This window comes from Legionella busanensis, assembly GCF_900461525.1.
GTDB classification, from domain to species: domain Bacteria; phylum Pseudomonadota; class Gammaproteobacteria; order Legionellales; family Legionellaceae; genus Legionella_C; species Legionella_C busanensis.
In genome coordinates this window covers 2,406,754-2,430,484 of the sequence record NZ_UGOD01000001.1, presented here as the reverse complement: position 1 = coordinate 2,430,484, position 23,731 = coordinate 2,406,754, and the positions used below count along the sequence as shown (strand labels likewise).

Below are 23,731 nucleotides of genomic sequence, written 5' to 3'. Positions count from 1 at the left end.
CCCTGTTCTTGAAGGAAAGTTTAAATTTAAGGTCTATAATTAGATAAAATTATGACCATAAATGAAAAGATGACGCAACGAATTATTAAAGAAAATCTTGCTCTTTTTCTCGATTATAAAGCTGAACAGTGGTGCAAAGACATTGCAAACCAAAATCTTCCACCGGATATAACGCTCGTTAAACAAAATGAAATTAGAGCACATGCGAAACATTTAAGGGATTATCTTATCTCAGGAGGCAAATGTTTTGCTTTATCAGTCGCAGATGGGGCTTTTTCAGCCACAGGGTATGGCAATTGGTGGAAAGCTATACTGGCTCAAGTAGCTACATGGACACCTAAAAATTTTGCTGCTCTGGACCAGACGATAGACTTACAACATCTTTTACCTGCAAACCATAAAGCTCCAGTTCGAATATTAACGTTAGAAAATTTGTTTGAACTGGTCTTAAACGCCGTTATTACTGAGCAGGCTCAAGTCAAGGTAGCCATAGAATTTTTCTTACCAGCAGAAATTAGACAAGTTCATTACTTTGAGCCAGATAAAAAATTATTTGAATTGATGATTAATGGCGAGCTTTTACAAGCTCAAAGTCGAGATATTATTGGTGGTTTTTTTACAACACCTAAGCTTGCCATCTTATTACAAGGCCAGCAGAAACAATTGTCAGGTAATATTTGTTTAATACATGCCGAAAACCATGTAATAAACGTGCAGTATGACGGGAAATGGCTGATTTATGATTCTAATTATTCACATGAATCCATTGAGACGATGACTAAATCATTTGATACGGCAGAGGAGTGTGTAGAAGAAATTAAATTATGCTTAAAAAGTGAAGCAGTAGCTTTAGAGCTTGCTTCTTTTAGAGCTACCAAACCCGTTAAATTTGATTTTTTTGATAAATTAAATATTCCAGATATTATCCAGCTCCTTGAAAGGGGCGGCCTATATGTCATTGCTCATCACGCGCCCAAACAACTGCAAAAAATTGTCGAGCTAGCCTTTAACTTCAATGATGTGGCAACAGCATTAAGTGTTGCGCTATCTCAAGAAAATCAAATTCAGAGGGATTGTTTATTAGTTGTTGCCCGGTATGCGCCTGACGAATTAGAAAAATTATTTATTTTAGCACGAGAAAATGCACAACTAGCCCTATCCATTGCTAAAGCTTTAACCATAACTAATGACCAACAGTGGAATGCCATGCATATGATGGCAGCCCAGTCATCCCCTATAGAGTCTCTATTAAACTTGGCAAAAATTAACAAAGATATCGATAAAGCACTTCGTACAACTTTAAGTATGAAAACCAAACGAGGGAAAACACCTCTAGACCATTTTTCAAAAGATAACCCAAACTTCTCTAAGCTGTTTACTTTTCAATTGTTAACTCCTCTTCCAATGAAAAGCCTGTTTCATCCTTCAAACTCAGAAAAAAAATTAGATCAAAAAGAAACATCGACTTCAAAGATATTACGCACTAAACTACAAATGTGAAATTAAAAATTATCTATAACTTCGTGGCATTGCTGTCTTTGACATTCTAAGTCCTACATCTGCTCGTACCTATACTCTAACTTCTTTTGCGAAAGTAGATTGTTCTAAAAAACCCATACAAATTATCTATCCGAGAGAAAGATAAACTTAATTTCAAAAAGGATGGTAACCAGTTCTAGATAGAAAAATCGTTTAACTAAACTTAACCTGACAAACACTTCTATTAAAAATATAAAAATCTGATAAATTTTATAAGTTGAGGTGGCTACCCCATCTATGTCAGAATTTATGGTTTGACGTCTAAGTTTGCTCTAAAACCGTAATTTCTTCCACGTTATCTATTTATTTCGGGTTGATCAAAAGCAATATCAGTAAAATATGTGCCCTTCGTAATCAAATGTTTATAGGGTAAAGTGATAATGGTTAGACTTACAGCGGTGTTGCAAAAACGATATTATCGTGTACTTTCTAAAAGTCAACAAGGAGCAAGTGATGCCAAAAGAGACGATGGAGCAAGAAAAGTTGGATGATAATTCAGTTGATTCAAATAAAATAAGTCCTGATGTGTACGAAAACGCAAGGAAGCTAAATACTCAAATTGCTACTAGAGGACCTGCCGTGCTTTATGCTTTAAGCAAAGCAAGTGAACCTTTAACTAAAGGTAATATCGTTACAGGTATAGGAGGTATGGTTATTGGTGCTTTTGGATTTTTTGGTAACCGGTATTTTAGAAATAAAGGCGATGATTCAGCTTATACTTATATGGGCCAAATAGTGGGAGGGGTGCAATTTACTGCTGGATTTATGTTGTTGTCAATTGAGGCATTTGAAACATATACCAATTCTGGCGAAGCCGGGCCTTTGTTGAAGGTTTTGGGAATGGCTGGAGCGGCACTCGCTTTAACTGAAAGCGCCTTAGTCTTACTTAATTCCTATTTGTACGGCGATGGCTCACCGAAAGCGTTATCAGCAGTCAGACCTAAAATGAATTAATCCACTTTCGGAAACATCTATTTAAGACTAAATATAGCAACTGTATTGAAATTAAATGTGATATAGTTGCTACATTTAGTGCGCCTTAAAGACCATCAATGTATGCCAAAAAATGGCGACTTAATTTTTAAAAATCCATTAAGGAAAATCCTTAGTTAAAATGAAAATAGCTGCTGTTATTTAATAACCCTCCCTGGTAAATTAATCGCAATTTATATAGTAAAAGTGTTGGTAAATGACTCTTCAGGTGTAAATCCGAATTTATTATTTAAACTAGAGATTCTATCAATAAATTGTTGTAACATAGCTGTTATATTTAATAATTCATCTTGACCTTGGATTTGTACTGGTGAATTAATTGGTTTTTTAAAATCATTATTAGCAAAAAGAGATTGATTCGAGCGGTATGTTTTTTCATTAATATTTGTACTACCACCAAAGAATTTTCCTTGAAAGCTAAGAGGAATGGTTGAGCTATTGAGAAGCTTTAGATCCACATCATCTAGTTTCTTCTTTTCATCAAGGGTAATTTGTTTGGACCGGTTAATATCTTTTCTAACTTCCTCAATAAATTCTTGGATGGATTTTATGAATTCATCAGGATTTTGCAGAATTTTTTTTGCTAAAACATGACTTATTTTATTACGACTTTTAGCAAGCTGTAGATTTGCATTTTCATCAAGTTGTAGCACGCCATTTGTTTGTTCTAAGAGCATATTTGCAAAAAAATCATTGATATCCGCAATTTTTGTTCTAATTTCTTTTATAGAAACAAAATACTTCTAAATTTGTTTATGACTCACCCGTGCAGTAAGTAGGTTGGGCTAAACAGAGTGCGGCCCAACAAAATCTGAATAATTACGCAGAGACAATTTAGTTGCTAAATAGTTGAGCCAATTATAAGTGTTTATTTCAAATTTCTAATATATTGATAGATGAAGTATAAAGGAGGGCATGTGTCCCAAAAACACATATTATTGAGAGCAAGGTATTAAATAGCATAAAAATATAAAAAAGTCTGATTAATTGTATTATGAGGTCGATTTTAATAATGCATATTATGATTATAGGTGTGTAAACTTAGCGACTACAGTATATACAATATAAATTTCCTTCTATATTATGCCTAAATTTTATACGCATTGAATTATAAAATGGTAAATATTATTGCTATTTAATTAAATTTCCTGCATTAAGAGCAAATAATAATTTAAAGGAAGTATATGCTTAGTAAACCTGAAGAAAATAAAGTTAAAAACCAAGAGCCTATAAACGAACACTTAAAAGTACCAGATTATTTAGTTTGTCCTATAACTAAATTAATTTTTTTAGAACCGATAATTGTTGTTCCAAGTGGCAAATGTTATGAAAAAGAAGTGATTGATAGGCTTTTGCAAGAAGCAGCTAAAGTTGGTAAACCATTGTTATGTCCTTTAACTGGAATTCCAATTAAAGAATATGTGCAAGGATATAATATTGAATCAGCAGTTGAAGACTATTTAAATTTATATCCTAATGCAAGCAACCGACAATATCTGCGAGAAGATAACAAAATTGAAGATAATAAAGCTGCAACTTCTGATAACTCTGAGCAAAATAATGACGTTCAATCACCTTCAGTAATAGAACCTGACATTTCTCAACAAATTACAGAGGACACTGTTCTAGCAAGAGCAATGCAAGAAAGCCCCCCTTCTTCAAAACTTCAACGCACTCAGGAATTTGAGAATCATCAGCGTCTAATACGGTCAGTGGAGGCTTTACATCAACAACGGCAAAGAGAGCAAAGGACCCAACAGAGGCAATCAACAACTTCTAATAGTCGCCAAAGTAATTATAACGTTCTGACTGAGACAGAAAAGAAGGCTTATGATGTTTTAATAACAGATATTCAAAATCTTATTTATGCTTTGGGGTTTGAAAAAGGGCCGCGACCTCGTGGAAAAATAGATAACTTTTCACGATTATTTTTTGCTGGTATTGAAAGTGATTTTCTTGAACCATTACCATGGCAAAAAATAAAAGTTGCCCCGGGTCCTAAACCCCAAACTATATATAATGTATTGAAAGCAGCTATTAGCTCATTGAAAGACATGGATCCGAGGGTATTAGAAAACTCAAAGGCACAATATAAAGGAGAATATGATCGAGTAAAAAATATTTTGGGTGGGCAATTATCCCTTAATCAAAATAGTTACGACTTGTTTGCTAAAACGATGGGACCTATTAAGAATCAACCAGGGTACCTTGCAAATCAAATTTTAAAACAAGTTAGCGAAATGCATGAATGTATTCGTTCAAAACACATTGAATTTAAACCTAATCAACCTCTCAGTTTGTAAAATCATAATGACCCTGATGCATTAATTTAGGGTCTTCTATCTTCATCAATTTAATTTTGCAAAAAATATTATTGCTTGGATGATAAAAGCTACGTCTTAACTAAATTTATAAAAAGCGTTTAAAACCTAATGCTATTTACTACACGCAAAATTTTAAATTGATTTTCAATTTTAGGCAGTTTTTTAACTTAGCTTAAGATAATAAGTATTCTAAAGAACATTATGTATAAGTTCTATTCATCATCTTAGCAAACTTAAAGTATTCATGGTTGAGAGCTATATGCTAAGTAAGTCTATTAAAATTTAGAAAGCTTTGATAGGGCGCAGCTTATGCCAAATTTTCAAAATATAACTGTCAACAATCAAATTAATATGCCCTAGCAATCAGAATTTTACTAAAGGAGTTGCATTAGGGTATCTAATTGATCAGCTTCAGCAGCCGGTTTATCCCAACGTATACGATTAATACGCGGAAACCGTAAAGCTAAACCTGATTTATGACGTGTTGATAAATTAACAGCATCAAAAGCAATCTCAAAAACAAGCTTTTTTTCTACCTCACGTACAGGTCCAAAGCGTTGGATAGTATTGTGTCGAACCCAGCGATCTAATTGTACTAATTCTTTATCTGTGAAACCAGAATAAGCTTTACCAATAGGTAAAAGTATTTCATTTTGCCATAATCCGAAGGTAAAATCGGAATAAAATGAAGAGCGTATACCATGACCTCGCTGTGCATACATAACTACTGCATCTACAATAAAAGGGTTGCGCTTCCATTTATACCAATGACCTTTAGGGCGCCCTGCAATGTAAGGACTCAAATTACGCTTAATCATAACTCCCTCAACAGCTATATGATTTTCAGCTAGAATCTGCTCTTTTAATTGATGTAGAGTTTGATTATTTTGCACGGTCAAGAGTTCTGATAATAAAATTCTATTGGATGGAAAGGCCTCTACCCACTCGTTTAATTTTTTTCGCCGCTCTTTAAACATTAATGTCGTGAGGTCAACTTGATTCCAGACTAAAATATCGTACACAATAAGGCCTGCAGGAAGCTCCATAAGTAACTTTTTTGAAGGTGTTTTTCTGTTTAAGCGCTGTTGTAATTGATTAAAACTACCGATACCTGTAGAGGTGTGAACTATCAACTCACCATCTAAAACAACTTCTCCTTGAATTAATTCAAGGAGGTCTGGAAAAGTAGCACTAATATTTTCTCCGGTACGAGTAAACAATGCTTTACCTTTTGTTGTTGAGACTACTTGTACACGAATACCATCATATTTTCTTTCAAACGAAAATTCTTGCGGATTAATTAATTCAATATCTTTTTCTTCTAAAGGATGAGACAACATAATTGGGTGAAAAAAGATATTCTCGCTAACTATAGGTTCAGAGGTTTTCTTTTCCAACCATGCAAATAAATCAATATAAGGGGGTTCTAATCCATGCCAAATTTTCTCTATTTGCTGTATATTTACTTGGCCATATTCGGCTAAAGTTTTTTTTAAGAAACGTGTTGAAATACCAATGCGTAAGCTACTTGTTCCTAATTTTAAAAGCGCCCAACGCTCTGTGGCATTGCATTGATTTAATAACTCACTTAAATAAGATTTAATTTGGTCTTTCGGTAATGAGTTAAAATTAGAAATAAGAACTGATAGAGGCGGTAAATCATACTCTTTGTTATCATCTTCTGTAGGTTTAGGCCAGAGCAGGGCAACAGTCTCAGACATATCACCAACATAATCGTAAGATAGTTCAAATAATACAGGATCAACTTTTTCTTGCATTAACTCTTTGATTAAAGAGCGCTTAAAAGTTGGAAAAACCAGTGTGTCAGCCATAATTGCTAAAGCAAAACCACGCTCAGGATCAGGTGTTTCTTTAAAGAACTGTTGAATTAAAATCATCTTATCTAAATGACTATAAGTAAAATAGAGCGTACTTAGCAAATGAGCAAATTTTTTCATTATTAATCCTCAGGGTCATCATACCCTAATAAATGCAAAGCTTGAGCCCAATAACCTTGCTGGGTAGCATAATGCACTAGAGCTTCTTCTCGTCCATGCGTTACCCAAACTTCTTTAGGATTAATTTCATGAATAGTTTGAATTAACTCATACCAATCAGCGTGATCAGAAATGATTAAGGGTAATTCAATCCCTTTTTGTTTTGCCCGTGCTCTAATTTGCATCCATCCTGAAGCCATACAAATTATGACTTGGGCAAAGCGTCGACTCCATTTATCGTGTAACGCACTAGGCGGACATAAAACAATTTTTCCTTGTGAGTTATGTTTATCTAATGTGCTAGCCGGCTCTAAATGACCTAATTTAATACCTTGCGATTCATAATAGTCACATAATTTCTTAAGTGCACCATGAATATAAATAGTTTCAAAATAACCAAGTATACGCAACGTTTTAATTAAACGTTGACATTTACCTAAAGCATAAACACCTACAAGATGACAGCGCTCTGGAAAAATAGCTACAGAATGAAGTAATTTATTTACTTCAACTTCAATAGGTGGATGTTTAAATATTGGTAAGCTAAAAGTCGCTTCAGTAATAAAAACGTCACAAGGTTCAGCAATAAAACCCTCGCAGGTGGGATCAAATGTTCGTTTGTAATCACCTGAAATGATTAAACGCGAACCTTTATATTCAATTACTACTTGTGAACTACCTAGAATATGTCCTGCTGGTAATAAATAAAGCTCTACATCATTTAATAGTAAGTGTTCATGATAAGATAAAGCATGTAATTGATTAGCGCAGTTGTCAGTGTAACGGACTTTCATAATATCAATCGTTGCGGTATGCGCAATAATTGCTTGATGTCCTGAGCGAGCATGATCAGCATGAGCATGAGTTATGATGGCTTTATCGACAGGGCAAACTGGGTCAATGTAAAATTGACCAGGAATACAGTATAAGCCTTCTTTTTTAATTGCTAGCCATTTTTTGGGATGCACCTTAATTACTTCTTTTAATCTTTTTTAAAGTATAAGATCTTAATTTGAAATAACAACCTGCATAATAGGATAATAATGCATTTAAAGGATGTTAACCATTTAATTCCCACCTTCTTGACTCAGTGGTTTACGCAAAAAAACTGGACTATGCACGCTTTTCAGCAAAAAATGTTTGCTCTCTTTGCTAAGAATCAATCTACCTTATTAGTTGCACCAACAGGCGGTGGTAAAACATTAGCAAGTTTTTTGCCGGCTCTGGTTGATATTCATTTAAATCAACCGCAAGGTTTACATACGCTTTATATTTCTCCCTTAAAAGCATTAACACAAGATATTCATCGCAACTTACTCCTACCTATAAAGGAGATGACGCTTGCCATTGAGGTTGCTATTCGTACAGGTGATACTTCTTCTTATCAACGACAAAAACAACTTAAAAAACCTCCCAACATTTTGTTAACTACGCCAGAGTCCTTAATGCTTTTATTAAGCTATACTACTGCACATACTTTTTTTTCGAAGTTAAAGTTAATTATTATCGATGAGATTCACAGCTTAGCCATTAATAAACGGGGTGATTTTACTAGCTTGGCTTTGGCTCAATTACATCAATACTCTCCTCAAGCGATGCGTATTGGATTATCAGCAACAGTGGCAGAGCCACAAAAATTAGCCAGTTGGCTTGTTCCTGTAGGAAGTAAAGTAGATATCTTAAACATCAAATCTCATCACAAACCCTTAGTGCATTTACTAAGTACTAGTACAATTCCTTATAGTGGCTTTAAAGCTAAATATGCTATTTCTAGCATTTATGAATTATTACTCAAACATAAATTAACTATTGTTTTTGTTAACACTCGCGCCCAAGCTGAGTATTTATTTCATCAGCTTTGGATGCATAATAAAGCAAATTTAGCCATTGCAATTTATCACGGCTCACTTAGTAAAGAACAACGCTTAAAAACAGAGTCGCTCATTGTTGAAGGTAAAATTAAAGCAATAATAGCAACTTCAGCTTTAGAACTTGGAATTGATTGGGGAGATATAGATGCAATCATTCAAGTAGGTGCGCCTCAAAGTATTAGTCGTTTAATACAGCGAATTGGTCGTTCTAATCATCAATTTAATAAAGCTAGTCTAGCTTACATTGTACCTACTAATTTGTTCGATGCCTTAGAATCTATGGCGGCTATTAATGCTGTTGCTAAAGGTAAATTAGATGACGAGGAAATGCATCCAGGCGCTTTGGATGTAGTCGTACAATTCATTATTAATAGTGCTTGTAGTCATCCTATTCAAAAAACAAGTTTATTTAAAACAATTTGCAGTGCCTATCCTTACCGTAATTTAAAAAAAGCTATTTTTTTAAAGTTGTTTCAATTTGCTGTTAATGGCGGTTATACCTTACAACATTACCCGCAATATCATAGATTAATTAAAGAAAACTATAAGTATATTCCTAGTTCCTCTAAGGTGGTAAGGCGTCATCGTCAAAATATTGGAACAATTATTGAAGCAGCCCGTTTACGTGTAAAAGTTATTAATAAAAGGAAGGATAGATATGTAGGAGATATTGAGGAGTCTTTTATTCAGGAATTAAAGGCAGGCGATTCATTTCTGTTTGCTGGTGAAGTTTTAGAATATGTTCGCATACATGATATGTATGTTGAAACACGTAAAATAAAGGCGCCTGAACCCAAATTACCTTCCTATCGTGGCGGAATCATGCCTTTATCTACTTTTTTAGCCCATGAAGTACTTAAGTTAATTAATCAACCAAAGGCTTGGGCAAAATTTCCTTCTAAGATTAGTGAGTGGCTAAAACTACAACAGAAATTTTCATTAATTCCAAATGACAAAGCTGTTTTAGTTGAGCAATTTAGGTATAAGCAAAGAAATTATTTGGTTATCTATAGTTTTGTAGGCCGACGAGCTAATCATAGTTTGGGGATGTTATTAACTCAGCGTCTAGAAGCTTTAAAGTTAAAACCTATTAACTTTACAGTTATCGATTATGGTTTAGCTATCAGTACAATTAATATGATTGAATCACAAACTATTTCTGAGCTATTTACTAGCAAGATTTTATATGAAGAGTTAGAAGTATGGCTATCTAAATCATTATTATTAAAACGTACCTTTAGACAAATTGCTATTATCAGTGGCTTAACGGAACGTCAAATAGCCTCTACGCATAAATCTATGAAACAAGTCACGTTTAGTACAGATTTAATTTATGATGTATTACAGCGTTACGAACCTGAACATATTTTACTCAAAATTACACGTAAAGAGGTTGATAAATTACTTCTAGACATCGAAAGGTTAACTAATCTGTTAAAACGCTTTCATCATAAAATTCATCTAAATGTATTAAGTCGTCCATCTCCATTCGCTATTCCTATTTTGTCTAACTATGTAACTGAAAAAATAAGCGGTGAAGCAGAAGAAGAGGTATTATCCTATGCTGAAATTGAAGCTATTGCCGATAAATTAATTAATGAGGTTAAAGAAATTGTTAATTAACGAGAGTGAAAAAAAGTTAGTGCAAGTAATATTTGCTGATTACCCATTAATTTTAAGTAGCTTAGGGGTTATCTATTGGCCAGCACAACAATTAATTATTGTTGCTGATCTTCATTTAGAGAAAGGCTCATATTATGCTAAACGTGGAAATCCACTTCCTTTATACGATACGTGGGATACGCTTAAACGCCTTGAGCATGTAATTGATTATTTCAAGCCCAAAATACTTTTATCTTTAGGTGATAATCTTCATGATCCAAACGCTTTTTTACGTATAAATAATTCAGCACAAAAACTGCTTAAACATATTTCTACTCGGTTAGATAAATGGATTTGGTTGATGGGTAATCACGATAAAAAGGTCATACTTAGCTTTGCAACGAATATTTATTTTTGTACATACTGGAAATTAGAAAGTATTACTTTTACTCATGACTTTTTACCTAATACTCCATACCAAATAGTAGGCCATTATCATCCTAAGTTGAAAATTAAAAAAATTACTGGTAAATGTTTTTTAGTGAATCAAAATAAAATAGTTATGCCTTCTTTTGGTAGTTATACAGGGGGGCTTGATATTAAAAGTGATAATTTTGAAAAATTAATGCAAGATGAAATATTTAACGTTTACTTAATTTATAAAGAAAAAATTTGGCACATTAAATAACAGTCTTTAATTAATAATTAACTATATTAAAAAAATTGGAAATGGATAGTGACAATTGCTTGGCTTTTGGGTAGTGATTCAGGTTATAAATGGTCTAAAAGAAGTTACAAGCAGAAAAAGATTAGGTTTTACGTGAAACTGTTTTTATTAAAAGCTTACTTTTAACTAATAAATTAGGAGGCTAATATGAGTAAACTTAAAAAAGGGGATAAAGTAATTTGGAATTCTCCTCAAGGAAAAACTAAAGGCACTGTTGAAAAAAAACTTACTAAAGATACCAAATTGGGTAGTAAAACATATAAGGCATCTGAAAGTAATCCCAAGCTAAAAGTCAAAAGTACTAAGTCCGGTAAAGAAGCAATTCATAAAGAAGATAGTGTTAAAAAAAATAAATAGGTTTCAATTAAGTATAAGTAAAGAATAATAAATAAAGAAATAGATAAATACAGCTAATACCTCCTTTTGTTCACAATGTATGCTCTTTAATATATTGCCTCGTTAAATTATTTAAAATATTTGCCTCATTAAGTGTCTTTAAATTATCAGCTCTGAAGTCATCCATATGATTATTAACTAAAGGGGCGATTGTCATCATTTAATATGCCATAGGATCATAGTGACTTTTTCAATACTAAAGATATATTATTTAATCAAATAAGTTAAAGACTAATTAATAGATAAATTAACTTTATAATTTGTGATTTCTTAAAACTTAGATACTTTTAAATCAACTAGCAATTATAGGTCAGGCCTCTGGCCGATATTTCAGTACTAACTATATATTTAAAAAACAGTTTATTGATATGGCCAATACAAAATTTGACATTCAAAAAAAAATTAGACAATTACAGCAATGTGGGCATCATTGGGGGAAAAATATTAATTTAGGAGCAAATAATATCTTTATTGGTTCTACTGATTGGTACGAAACGGATATATCAAGAGTGATTGGTTTAAATGGTAACCACCCAGGGAAAGGACCCGGAATAATCTTAAAAGATATTGAAAATGGACCTATAGATATGCTCTGGACAGAGGGCCTATTAGGCTGTATGTGCCTTGCTATTACAGGTAGAGATACAGAGGGAAGGTTAGATGCATTTTTTAGTCATGCAAGACATTACGATAAAGAAACAGCTGCAATAGATAAAGATAATCCTATTTATTTAGCAAAACAGTTTGTAACTACTCATAACCAGATACGCATTTTTTGGGGTACGGATTTTTTCTTTGGTAATAATCTCTTTACAAGCCAAGTTATACGCGACAAGGCCCAACAAAAATTAAGTAATGACTTAGGTTGTTGGGTTCGAGATAGTGATTGTATGCCTACTAGTAAGTTAGTTTTTTTCCCAAAACTAGGCCTCTTAAGGCCAGGTAAACCAGCAGACGTACAGCAAGATTTGAGCGTTGATGAAGATTTAGAAGATAAGATTGAATTTTCAGCTAGTAAATGTTTAAGCCAATTTATACCAAATTCAGACCTTATTAAAAATATTGAATTGCATTTAACTGAATTAAAAATACAGAGAAATGTGTTTTTTCGATTACGGCATCAAGATGGACGGCGCGATAATAAAATCTTTGTTTTACAAAAAGTATTAAATGCTTATCAAGTGGGAAATATTAATGTATTACGAGACTATGCTAGGCATGCCCAAAATAAAACCTCGCCTTTTATCAATTTAGAAGGAGCCAATGTTTGGCACGCTAGAGGAAAGAGTATTACAGCACAATTAATACAGGATGCATTTAAAGACGCGCATACTAAAATTTATAATATGGGTACAAAAGGTTGTGGTCTTAGGCCCGATGGAAATGATATGCACCTCAGTGAATTTAAAAGTTTAATTAAAAAAAATAGCTTTATATTATAATATTTTGGAATTAGCCAGCATAGGTCGGGTCTCTAGCCCGACCTATGCTGGCTAAAAAGGATAAATTAAATTTTTAGCTTAGGACGAACAGCACTTAACCCGCCGTCCACGGCAAGAACTTGGCCGGTTATCCAATTGTTACTGGTATTAAGAAAAAATAAGATAGCTCTTGCAATATCCAAAGGTTCTCCAACTCGCCCCAACGCATGCATAGAAATCGATACTTTAGCTATTAATTGATTAGAAAATAAAGAATCAGTAAGAGGGGTTCTAACCATCCCAGGAGCTACTACATTAATACGCAAATTAGATGAGGCATAGGTCGCAGCCGCCGCTTGAGCCAAACCGATAATCCCCGCTTTAGCTGCTGCAATAGCCTCATGATTAGCCAAGCCTGTTAAAGCTGCTGCTGAAGCAATGAGTACCACAGAGCCACCATGCCTCATGTATTTCCCTGCAGCACGAATAATGGCAAATGATGTAGTCAAAGAAGCATTAATTGTGTTTTGAAATTCATCAAAACTTGTGAGATGAGCACTTTTAAGTAATAAAGAACCTGCGCAATTCACAACGCCATCGAGGGTACCTGCCTGCTCGAAAACCTTATCAACTGCATCAAAATCAGTAGCATCCAAAGTAAAATCTGGTGTTATTTTATCTTTGTTGCGCGTGGTGGTTATAACTTCATCTCCTTGTTCTTTGAGAAGTTTACTAACCGCTTGTCCAATTGCACTGCTTGCTGCAATAATTAAGTAGCGAGCCATAGTTTGTTTACCTTCTACTAAAGTTGTTTGAAACTTATAAACGAATTTAAATTCCCACATTCATAAGGCTTGGTAGAATAGCCTCACATCAAAAATTTTAAACATTCAAACAGTGTCTTAACACCACATCATTCTTGTTTTAGGAGTTGTCTGAAGTATTAGGCGTTTTTAGAACTAGTGCAAAAGGCTCACTATCACTACCATCAATCGTTTGACTTAGAAGCTTAACGTGTACTAAAACATGCCGAGCTTTATCTTTAGGCGCGCATTTGCCATTTGATAGCCTACAATTTGCTACCTGATGAACAGTATCAATTGGGCTATCATCAAAAGCAATAATTTTATCCGTATTCTTGTCAATTAGTTCTAAAGAAAGATGGCTAAGCTTCCATTCGGTACTGTCTTTAAAATAGCCTACACGTCGTTCATGTACAAGCGTAATTTTTTCACCTACATTTAGAAAAGCTTCATAGGTTAGAGAGGAATTATTTAATGTTAATTTATCTTCAATGATATATCCTTTCTGCGCAAAGGCTTGTTCCATATTAATATAGCCCCAGCCATAAGTACGATTCCATTTAGATCCCATAATAGGAAAATGATTTCTAATAATACCGTCATAAGGTTCAGCTTTATCACTATCAGTCCAAGTATCAGCACTATTAATAAGTAGAGCTTTTATTGCTATAGGATTAGTAATACCTGCATCTTGGATTAATAAGATGGCTGCTCCTACATGAGGAGCTGCAGCACTAGTTCCTGTCATTAGGCGATAACCATTTTTATAATCCATGCTGTCGGTGTATTTAAAATGATAAGTTTCTGGATCAGGCGCACAAGTTCTAGTGTTATGGCCAGGTGCTGTTAAATCGGGTTTACGTCTACCAGAGGGTGTAGGGCCTCGGCTGCTTGTTGACCTTATACTGTGTTTGTCACGATTAGCTGTTTTATAATCAATACCATTTTCATTAATAATAGGGTTCATGTTCGCAATAGTCAGCGCATTATAATTATCACCAGGTACAGTTAAAGTAGTAGCAAATGGAGCCTGTTTAGTTGGCGCTATATAACCTGCATTACCAGCTGACTTAACCCACAGAATTTTTTTATTATTAACAACATAATCAACTACCTTAGCAAGCCCACTCCATTCAGGGCAGTTCGAGCAAGCGATTTTCCCATTACCCATACTGTAATTAATGATTGTGGGCTTAATTTCTGCTCGTGTTAGCATCCAATCTAAGGTGCTCATGGTTAACATGATATCTTCAATATTTGGTGTCTCTTTACCTGATAGTCCTAAAACAATTTTACTAGCGCCATAAGCAATCCCTTTATAAGTTTTATTATTACTAGCATAGATACAAGCAACACCTGTACCGTGAGATGAACGTACACCATTTAGATAATTTGAATATAGCGATCCTTCTTCCTTTCTTATAATTAGAGTTTTATTAGCTAATGCAGGGTGATTAGGATCGACCCCATCATCAATCAAACCAATAACTCCTTTATGACCTGTATAACCATGGTCCCACCAATTACTCACTTCGGGATATACAATAGATGGTGTTAATTTTAATATCTGAGTACTAATATCAAGTTCAGTTTTTCCTAAGTTGTAAGAGGAAATTTGAGCTATGGCAGGGTGACTTGCTAACTTATTGAATAAGTATGTCCTAGCAGGAATAACAATAGTTACAGCTGGCATAAAGCTTATATCTTTAATTTCAATACTAGAATATTGATTAATATCTTTTAAAAAAGCCTTTTTCTCATTAAAAGAGTGTAAAAAAATTAACAGAGAAATTTTAGGCTCTTTATCTACATTAGATTGTTGTATGAATTTTTTTTGCATATCCTTTAGCTTATCTACTACATCACTATCTATTAAAGCTTTAGCTAAAGTTAATGAAGGCGATAGGGCTATAAATAGGTAAGCTAAATTTTTTTTCATATTTTTGTATTAAGCCTATGTTTAGTAAACATTAACTTATTTTATAGCGGGAAACAAATTAGTGGTTGTAGTTGCTCGCAGATCTGCAGGCTCGAAACACTAATTTTACTTTGTTTTACTAAAGTTATATTTCTAATATAGATTTTAAATCCAGCTTAATTATGTCATTAGATAATTATAATAATGAAGGATATAAAATGTCTCAAAAACACAGGTTAGCAGAATCAATTAAGTTAGTTGTTAAGCGCTTTCATTACAGCAACACATCTCTAGCGATTACTATTAAGTACGCGTGAGCTGGACTTTCTATAAATTTAACTTTAAATTAGTAATTATTCGCCTAAATTAACTATGCTATGCTAAGTTAATTTTAATTTAATAGCGTTTAAGCATCTTAAATGAAGTTGTCGATTTTTAAAATATGGCAAGTAGTTTGGACGAGTATTAAAAGTGACTTAAGCTTAAAACCTTACATATAGCCATTATTAATATATAAGGCTCATAAATCTTTTGAAAGGACTTTTAAAAACTTCCTAGCCTCTAATCTTAATAAGATGCTTATCTAAAGAAAATTAATTTCATTATTTGCTATAATAGAATAAAAATTTATTAAAATGAGCTTATGGATGATCTTAAGTATGATTTTCGTATTATCATCATTGATGATAATGTAGAAATTCATAAAGACTTTCTAAAAATACTTACAAAACCTATTCCAAATGAACTTGAAGAGTTTGAAGAAAAACTATTTGAGAAAATCCCTAATTCTCCAGATAATTTAATTTTACCACGCTTTAAAATCGATACAGCAACGCAAGGTCACGAAGGCGCAGCACTTATCAAAAAGGCAATTGAAGATAAAAAACCCTATGCACTTGCCTTTGTAGATATTCGTATGCCGCCGGGTTGGAATGGCATTGAGACGATTAAAAATATCTGGAAAATTGATGCTGATCTTCATGTAGTGATATGCACAGCCTATTCTGATTATACTTGGGAAGAAACTATTGAAGAATTAGGACATAGCGATAATTTTCTTATCTTAAAAAAGCCTTTTGATCATATTGCAGTACGTCAATTAGCTTATGCATTAACAAGAAAGTGGAAGTTGCTTCGGGAGTCGCGCGTTTATACGCTATCGCTTGAACAAGAAGTACAAAAAAGGACGGAAGAACTAAAATTTCATGCGACACACGATGCCCTCACAGGGTTAGCTAATCGAGTACTTCTTCAAGATAGAATACAGCAAGCCATCGCTACTTATAAGCGTTATCAAACCCAATTTGCTATTTTATTTTTTGACCTAGATCGGTTTAAATTAATTAATGATAGTTTAGGACATTCAGCAGGTGATGAATTATTGCATATGTTAGCGCAACGCTTACAATCTGCAGTCCGCTCTTTTGATACGTTAGCAAGGCTTGGGGGAGACGAGTTTGTATTGCTGATTACTGAACTAATTAACCTAGACGACATAGCAAAAATTGCTAACAAAGTAATCCATATTATTAAAGAACCTTTACAAATTATGGGTCATACTTTAGGTGTTACTAGTAGTATGGGAGTAGCTTTATGTCCTCAAGATGGCCAGGAGGTAGATAATCTTTTACGTAATGCTGATACAGCAATGTATCATGCTAAAAAGTTAGGCGGCGATCAGTTTCAATTTTACTCTTATGAAATGAATGAGAATGTATTAGAGCAGTTAAAGCTTGAAACGGAATTATATCAAGCGTTAGCAAAAAAAGAGTTAGAATTATGGTATCAGCCACAATTTCATATACAAGAGCATAAATTAGAAGCCGTTGAAGCATTGATACGTTGGAAGCACCCTTCAAAAGGCCTACTTTTGCCGATAGATTTTATTCTTATTGCAGAGCGTACAGGCTTAATCATTCCTATAGGTGAGTGGACTTTAAAAGAAGCATGTAAACAAAATAAGGCTTGGCAAGAAGCAGGTTTAGCACCGATACGGATGGCTGTTAACATTACTTCTCAACAGTTAAGTCAGATTGATTTTATAGGAAAAGTAAAGTCGATATTAAGTGAAGTAAATCTAGCACCTCAATACCTTGAGCTAGAATTAAGTGAAAGCGCCATTATTAACCCTTCTATTATTGATAAGATTAATGAATTAAAAAGCTTTGGTATACAAATTGCATTAGATGATTTTGGTACGGGTTATTCTAATTTACATCATTTACGTACAATGGCTTTAAATCGATTAAAAATAGACCGCTCTTTTATAAATAATATTCAGTGTAATGGGAATGATGAGCTAATTATTCAGGCAATTATTTCGATGGCGAAAAGTTTAAATTTAGATGTTCTTGCTGAAGGAGTAGAAACACAAAAGCAGCTTGATTTTTTAAAAGGGTACCGCTGTGATCAAATTCAAGGCTTTTATTTTAGTAAACCCTTGCCTGCAGAAGACCTGACCCAATTATTAAACAATCCTGATGCAATTAAGGATATGTTAAAACAAGTCCGAAAGGAATAACGATGAAAAAGGGTTGGTTAGCCTTAAGCTTAAGCGTATCACTAATTATTATTCTAACTGGCCTTTATTTTTATTTATCTAATACTAAAACCCAGCAATTACCTACTTATTTTACATATACGCCAGAGGAACAAGCATCTTTATTTCAATTACAGTCTAATAAGTTAATGACTACAAGTTCCCTAAAAAAATGGGATAATTTAATGTTTGACTTAGTTAAATCTCATAAATTAGCTGATGCGCCAGCTTCAAAACTCTATGCTTATGTCACGACAGCCCAGCGTGATGCCGCTTTTTTGGCATTTAATTCGAAACATCAATTTATAGGGAGTCTTGATATAGTCTCTAGTGAAGTGCTTTGCTTATTCTTCCCTGATAGCTGTTTAAATATTAAGCTTACTGTTAATAATGATGATCGTTTTTCACGCCGCTTAAGTGATCTTGTTTTAGGTAAAATCAAACAACGGATTGCAAAAGACAGACTAAACGAGCGTTTATCTCCTCAACTTGCCGGAGAAGGCTATTGGGCTGGCGTTAAACCATTTTTTGGGCAAGAAGTTGGCTCCTGGGCACCATGGTTTATTAGCTCTGTAAAACAATATTTATCCCCTAATCCACCTAAGCCTAATGACCCCGCATGGCAAGCACAACTTAAACAAACAGAAAAAGCGTTATCTAGTATCACGCCTGAACAGACTAAGGCTGTCGTATTTTGGGCAGGAAATCCTTCCACCGTTACACCACCTGGTATTTGGTTGAAATTTGCTAATGATTACATGGATAGAGAGCAAATTCCGTTTTCTAAAGTAGTCTTTGTTCGCTCAGTACTTTCTATGGGCATAGCCGATGCAGTAATAGCATTATTTAATGCGAAATATACTTATTGGATAAAGCGTCCGTTTATGTTAAATCCTAATATTCATACAGTCATGCCTACGCCAAACCATCCAAGTTACCCGGCTGGACACTCCTGTATTTCTGCTGCTGCAGCAACGATTTTAACGTATTATTTTCCTAAAAATAAATCGCTTTGGTGGGAAGAGGCTCACCAGGCAAGCTCAAGCCGTGTTTGGGGAGGAATTCATTTTCCTATCGATGGCAGCGAAGGATTAAAGTTGGGCGAGAAAGTAGCTCATGCTGTTTTGCAGGCACAGTCACAAACTATAGTGGTAAATGAGTAAATGAGTATTCGACATAAAATTTTATTAAGTATGTTCTTAGTAGTCATGCTTTTTGTACCGGTTAACCTTTATTTACTAACGAAATACTTAGATGTTAAAAAAAATTTTTTGATTTTCGTGGATAGCACTGTCCCACGGCTTGAATCATTGTTAAGAATGCAAAATTTAAATAATCGCATTAATTTATTTATTGAAAATTTAAGTGTTAAATTTCAACAAACAGCGGGGAATACTAATACACCTGACAAGGTGGGCGCTGTTAAGGATGAGTTTTTATCTTTGCTAGAAGAGCTAGGAGAGCAAGCGAAAAATTACAGTTATTATCATCATCAGCAAGTAGATGTACATGTAAAGCGACTTACTAATTTGCGAGATGAGGTTATGATTTCTGCTTTAAATGTTTTTTCTGCTAAAGAACAAAAGCAACATATACCGCGTATCAATGACCAAGAAACAATACTACAAAATAAAGGAAAGCAACTTAATCATTACATTGACACATTACTCTTACAAGAGTCAGCTAATATTGATGATGAACGTGAAAAAATTAATCTGGCTGCTCGCCATTTAACAAACCTAACTTTGTTTTTAAATCTTATCATTATATTAGTTATTGTCATTCTTAGTTTTTTTCTAGCAAAAATAATATCAAATCCTCTTATTTATCTTAGTCAGTTTGCTAAAAATATTGATTATGATAATTTAGAGCCCTTACTTCCTATCTTGAGTCAAGATGAAATAGGCGAATTACAAGAGCACCTAAATCGAATGTTACTTAAACTAGATAAGGCTAAAACAACTTTGATTGAAACCTCTCGCTCTGCAGGAGTTGCTGAGATTGCTACCAGTATTCTTCACAATGTTGGGAATGTTTTAAATAGTATTAATACTTCCGTTGCTTTGCTCACAGAAACTAATCAACAATCATCGATAGCTAAATTACCTAAGTTGTTAGACTTGCTAGAAAAAAATAAAAATAATTTAGATTATTTTCTAGCTCATGATGAGCGCGGTAAAGTAGTTATGCCTTATTTTAAAGGGTTAATTGAAAAATTAGAAAATGAAAAAGTAAAAAGACAAGAAGAGTTAGAAAATTTAGACAAAAACCTCACACATGTAAATCAACTCATTATAATGCAACAAGAATCTAGTCGCCCTGGTGTAAGTCTTCTTGAGCCTATTGAACTCACTGAGTTAATTGAAGATATTTTGCCGTTATTTGCTAATCGGCTTAGAAAAGTTAATATTAATGTAGAACGGCAATTTAAGCCACTTCCATCTTTTTTATCGGTTAAAAATAAAATACAACAAATTCTGATTAATTTAATTAAAAACGCTATCGACTCTTTAGCAATCAGTAATAAAAATGAGAAAAGATTGGTAATAAGGTTAGAGCTACTTACAGAAAAAAGATGGCTTGAAGTTATTATTAAAGACAACGGCATAGGTATAGCCAAGGAAGATCTACAAAAAATTTTTTCATTTGGCTTTACTACTAAATCAAATGGACATGGTTATGGTTTACATAATTGTGCTTTGTTAGCAATTGACTTAGGTGGAGAGCTAAAGGTAGAGTCAAAAGGTATTAATCAAGGTGCTAATTTTACACTTAGCCTTCCTCTTGAGAAAGAATAATATTATTTTTATATTAATAATTGATACTGGGAAAGGAAGAGTTAAAAATAGTCTCAAAAAGATTATTTTTTAATAAAACTATTAAGTATTCATTTATAGAAAACCTTATAACGATTGTTTGGCAAGTGACTTTTTATTAATTAACTCTTTAAAGGTTTCTTCACAAATTGGCTTTTCTCCCCGAGTAGCGAAATAACTAAGAGGGGTAAGGAGAGCAATATCGATGTTTAAAGCTGGGCATAAAGTAACCCATTGGGCGAAGCATTCTTGATCTATTTCATGTAAGCCATATCCACTCTTTGAATTGCCAAGTTTGCAATAAGCAATAGAGGCAACAGCTTTTTTTAATAAGCCTTTTTTTAGTTGACTTTCACGAAACATGAAGCGTGTGCCACAATATACAACTGTCATTTCTAAACCTGCTTGATATTGGTCCATAAAATAGGGATCACTAATATTCATTTGATGAAGACGACTATCTGCTTGTGATATCCTACCTTGAGCAAAATCTTGGTAGAACCAAATTAGCCTGCGGATAGCAATTGCGGTATTTAAATCTACTTTCCTTGGGGTTGCAGCACCTTCTTTACCTTCTAAAAAAGCAGTATCATATGATGTATTACGCCCTAAGTGAAATGCATTAAATAACCTATCCGCTGACGTTTGGGTTAAACCAAAGTTGGTTTGATAATTAAATTGAATATGCCTTTGTTGGGCAAGAGTTAATATTTGTCTCCATTGCTCTAAATTAGTTTGGGGTTTATAAGTAGAAATTGAATGACCATTCATATCGGTGATGCCTGCCGAATCACCACTACTTTCTTTAAGAATCATCGCTAAAATATGGGCCCATTGATAAGCTGTTTGATCATCAAAATAAGTATTTTGGGCATTGGCCATATATTGATAAACGAGAAAATGCTGAAAAATCAGCAGCCTAAGATTTGAATTTACTAAAGCGCATTGTTTATCTTTTTCATTCTTTACCAGGTCAACCACACGCGCATTTAATAAACTAACTTGGTTATTAAGTGGCAAGCCCGTAAGATTAGGAAGCCAGCCCCCGTCCACCGGATCATTTGGAGACAAATGAAGATGATCCGCTAGCGAAGGGGGAGCATGTTCTTCAAATCCTAGTATAGTAGAGGCTGTTACTTCAGAGAAAAAAATAAGTATCGCAGCTTGAATAAAACGTCTTATCATAATCTCTTAATTATAATTCATTTTATAAAAATTAATCAATTTGTTCAAAATATTTAATATTAAGCTTTGCTGGCTTAAAAATTTATACATAAATGCGACTTAATCAGGGGAGACCTTGACTGTAAAAAAAATCTTTTAGAAATAGACGTAAAAGATAGATTTTAAAGCTCTTTTCTAAAAGTTTTAGAAATTATTAAGCGCAAGATAAGGATATTTAAATAAAAGGTAAATTTTTATTAATGAGAATTTATTTCAATTCTATCATCCTTTCTAATAGGTCAACTTGCATAATAGCTAAGGTTAGCCAAAATATAAGTATATTCCTTATTTACAAGGCTTAGCTATGGCATCTTCTTCTGAGAACATTACTAATCAAATTATTTTAGATGGACAGAAAACCTTTAGAAATTTATTAAAAACAGCAATCACTAATGACCAGCTTTCTAGTATTTTAGTAGGGGAAGAACATGGGAAAAGCCCATCTATAGCTGCTTTGCTAGCTAATATAGATGTTTTAGCTCAATCCAAAAGAAAAGTAGTCTTTGTGCTTGAACATTTAAACCAAGAGCAAAATCAGGCGTTATATGATGCGTTGGCGCAAGCAAGAAAAGGTGAAAAAACCCCTTTAAAAGGTTTTAAAGGAGCAGATATTGTTTTGTTCACTCTTATTTTAGCAGCAATTAACAAGGGTATTTTAGTTTTGGGGGCTGAAAATGAGATAAGCGATCCTTTCTCAGTAAATGATGGAAAATGGGATAATGATATAGATGGCAAAAATAAAGCCATGTTTGAGTACTTAAGAAGTGTAGATAGACTTATAAATCCTAACCAAGTCTTTTCTACCTTAATTAATAAGGTATGCGAGGATGGAACGTTATGTTTTTTTATTGGCGGTCGTAATCATCCACCCGAATTAAGAAACGGTGACAATGAAATAGTTGAGATTGGCATGCAAGCTCGTATTCCTAATAGTGTTACAGTTCATTTACAATATAGTGAGGAAATTTCTTTTAAAGAAAATGTTGCATATGTTAGCTCGGAAAGACGCCTTAATGGGCAGTATGACTTCTTAGTAGAAACAAATCGATTAGCTTTATATAAAGACAGTTTTGATAGTTATCACTCTTTAAGCGATAAAAAAGAATTGTTAGTCTCTTTGGTAGATGATTTAATTCAAGGTTATCTTCAGTTTCATAAAAAACTCCCTCCCTATCTTTTGAAGCAAGAAGTAGAGATTATACTTACCGCGATACAACAATCTTTAGATACAAAATTAGACTCTAAGGCGGTAAAAGCCATTGACCATTTCATTGATAAGTCAATCAAGCCAGATACAGAAAAAAAATGGCCACTCAAAATTTTCTCTAAGAAAGAGGCCTATTCCAAAGAGGAATTAGATAAAGTTATCTCTAAGGCTCTAAAGGAAGGTGATTTTGTAAAAAGTCTATCAAGCACGCGATTCATGTCATAACATAGCAGGGGAGGGTAGATCTATTGTAGTACGCTCAGTACAACTAATATTATATTTGGTATATGAACTAATTTATCGTTATTACAATAAATTAATTGATTAGTATTAATTGGAAATGAGTAAGTCTTA

18 protein-coding genes are annotated in these 23,731 nt (G+C 33.7%); 11 read left to right on the top strand and 7 right to left on the bottom strand.

What is annotated here, in order from left to right; all coding sequences use genetic code 11:
* The first annotated feature begins 51 nt into the window (after nucleotides 1-51).
* Together DYH30_RS10800 and DYH30_RS10795 are read left to right on the top strand one after the other, a co-directional pair.
* The gene (locus DYH30_RS10800) at nucleotides 52-1,500 is read left to right on the top strand and encodes a hypothetical protein (RefSeq protein WP_115331670.1); all 1,449 of its coding nucleotides are present in this window, start codon (nucleotides 52-54) and stop codon (nucleotides 1,498-1,500) included.
* A 492-nt stretch (nucleotides 1,501-1,992) separates the two neighbouring features.
* On the top strand, nucleotides 1,993-2,493 hold the full coding sequence (locus DYH30_RS10795) for a hypothetical protein (protein ID WP_242604661.1): 501 nt from the start codon (nucleotides 1,993-1,995) through the stop codon (nucleotides 2,491-2,493).
* Between the two features lie 212 nt (nucleotides 2,494-2,705).
* On the opposite strand, the gene DYH30_RS10790 is transcribed toward DYH30_RS10795, so the two are convergent.
* The gene (locus tag DYH30_RS10790) at nucleotides 2,706-3,209 is read right to left on the bottom strand and encodes a hypothetical protein (protein WP_115331669.1); all 504 of its coding nucleotides are present in this window, start codon (nucleotides 3,207-3,209) and stop codon (nucleotides 2,706-2,708) included.
* Between the two features lie 507 nt (nucleotides 3,210-3,716).
* On the opposite strand from DYH30_RS10790, the gene DYH30_RS10785 reads away from it, so the two are divergent.
* Nucleotides 3,717-4,835: a U-box domain-containing protein gene (locus tag DYH30_RS10785; RefSeq protein WP_115331668.1), complete on the top strand. Its 1,119-nt coding sequence runs from the start codon at nucleotides 3,717-3,719 to the stop codon at nucleotides 4,833-4,835.
* A gap of 395 nt (nucleotides 4,836-5,230) precedes the next feature.
* On the opposite strand, the gene DYH30_RS10780 is transcribed toward DYH30_RS10785, so the two are convergent.
* Nucleotides 5,231-6,814 (bottom strand): cisplatin damage response ATP-dependent DNA ligase, encoded by a 1,584-nt coding sequence (locus DYH30_RS10780; RefSeq protein ID WP_115331667.1) that lies wholly within the window; start codon nucleotides 6,812-6,814, stop codon nucleotides 5,231-5,233.
* A gap of 2 nt (nucleotides 6,815-6,816) precedes the next feature.
* Nucleotides 6,817-7,821, bottom strand: a complete 1,005-nt coding sequence (locus DYH30_RS10775) for a ligase-associated DNA damage response exonuclease (RefSeq protein WP_115331666.1) — start codon at nucleotides 7,819-7,821, stop codon at nucleotides 6,817-6,819.
* A gap of 75 nt (nucleotides 7,822-7,896) precedes the next feature.
* Here DYH30_RS10775 and DYH30_RS10770 point away from each other — a divergent pair, with 75 nt between their 5' ends.
* The 3 genes from DYH30_RS10770 to DYH30_RS10760 all read left to right on the top strand — a co-directional run bounded on the left by DYH30_RS10770 (nucleotide 7,897) and on the right by DYH30_RS10760 (nucleotide 11,410).
* Nucleotides 7,897-10,347 (top strand): ligase-associated DNA damage response DEXH box helicase, encoded by a 2,451-nt coding sequence (locus DYH30_RS10770; protein ID WP_115331665.1) that lies wholly within the window; start codon nucleotides 7,897-7,899, stop codon nucleotides 10,345-10,347.
* A complete protein-coding gene (pdeM, locus tag DYH30_RS10765; RefSeq protein ID WP_160116197.1) occupies nucleotides 10,337-11,014 on the top strand; it encodes a ligase-associated DNA damage response endonuclease PdeM in 678 nt (225 codons plus the stop codon). Before DYH30_RS10770 ends, pdeM begins: the two co-directional genes overlap by 11 nt.
* A gap of 186 nt (nucleotides 11,015-11,200) precedes the next feature.
* Complete coding sequence (locus DYH30_RS10760) at nucleotides 11,201-11,410, top strand: hypervirulence associated TUDOR domain-containing protein (RefSeq protein WP_115331663.1); 210 nt, start codon at nucleotides 11,201-11,203, stop codon at nucleotides 11,408-11,410.
* Between the two features lie 70 nt (nucleotides 11,411-11,480).
* Here DYH30_RS10760 and DYH30_RS18575 read toward each other — a convergent pair whose 3' ends face one another.
* Nucleotides 11,481-11,609, bottom strand: a complete 129-nt coding sequence (locus DYH30_RS18575) for a hypothetical protein (protein ID WP_278043112.1) — start codon at nucleotides 11,607-11,609, stop codon at nucleotides 11,481-11,483.
* Between the two features lie 208 nt (nucleotides 11,610-11,817).
* Here DYH30_RS18575 and DYH30_RS10755 point away from each other — a divergent pair, with 208 nt between their 5' ends.
* Complete coding sequence (locus DYH30_RS10755; protein ID WP_115331662.1) at nucleotides 11,818-12,891, top strand: hypothetical protein; 1,074 nt, start codon at nucleotides 11,818-11,820, stop codon at nucleotides 12,889-12,891.
* A 65-nt stretch (nucleotides 12,892-12,956) separates the two neighbouring features.
* Here DYH30_RS10755 and DYH30_RS10750 read toward each other — a convergent pair whose 3' ends face one another.
* Both DYH30_RS10750 and DYH30_RS10745 read right to left on the bottom strand, forming a co-directional pair.
* On the bottom strand, nucleotides 12,957-13,655 hold the full coding sequence (locus tag DYH30_RS10750) for an SDR family oxidoreductase (RefSeq protein WP_115332561.1): 699 nt from the start codon (nucleotides 13,653-13,655) through the stop codon (nucleotides 12,957-12,959).
* 139 nt (nucleotides 13,656-13,794) lie between these two features.
* Nucleotides 13,795-15,612, bottom strand: a complete 1,818-nt coding sequence (locus tag DYH30_RS10745) for a S8 family serine peptidase (RefSeq protein WP_115331661.1) — start codon at nucleotides 15,610-15,612, stop codon at nucleotides 13,795-13,797.
* Nucleotides 15,613-16,234: 622 nt separating this feature from the next.
* Between DYH30_RS10745 and DYH30_RS10740 the strand changes: the two genes are divergently transcribed.
* From DYH30_RS10740 to DYH30_RS10730, 3 genes are read left to right on the top strand one after another with little or no spacing between them, the layout of a single operon-like run.
* Nucleotides 16,235-18,112, top strand: coding sequence for an EAL domain-containing protein (locus DYH30_RS10740; protein ID WP_115331660.1), 1,878 nt, complete (start codon nucleotides 16,235-16,237; stop codon nucleotides 18,110-18,112).
* A gap of 2 nt (nucleotides 18,113-18,114) precedes the next feature.
* Entirely contained in the window at nucleotides 18,115-19,293 is a 1,179-nt protein-coding gene (locus tag DYH30_RS10735) for a vanadium-dependent haloperoxidase (protein ID WP_115331659.1), read from the top strand.
* Nucleotides 19,294-20,928, top strand: coding sequence for an ATP-binding protein (locus DYH30_RS10730; RefSeq protein WP_115331658.1), 1,635 nt, complete (start codon nucleotides 19,294-19,296; stop codon nucleotides 20,926-20,928).
* Nucleotides 20,929-21,033: 105 nt separating this feature from the next.
* On the opposite strand, the gene DYH30_RS10725 is transcribed toward DYH30_RS10730, so the two are convergent.
* Nucleotides 21,034-22,131, bottom strand: coding sequence for a hypothetical protein (locus tag DYH30_RS10725; protein WP_115331657.1), 1,098 nt, complete (start codon nucleotides 22,129-22,131; stop codon nucleotides 21,034-21,036).
* Nucleotides 22,132-22,474: 343 nt separating this feature from the next.
* Between DYH30_RS10725 and DYH30_RS10720 the strand changes: the two genes are divergently transcribed.
* The gene (locus DYH30_RS10720) at nucleotides 22,475-23,602 is read left to right on the top strand and encodes a TraB/GumN family protein (RefSeq protein ID WP_115331656.1); all 1,128 of its coding nucleotides are present in this window, start codon (nucleotides 22,475-22,477) and stop codon (nucleotides 23,600-23,602) included.
* The last annotated feature ends 129 nt before the right edge of the window (nucleotides 23,603-23,731 follow it).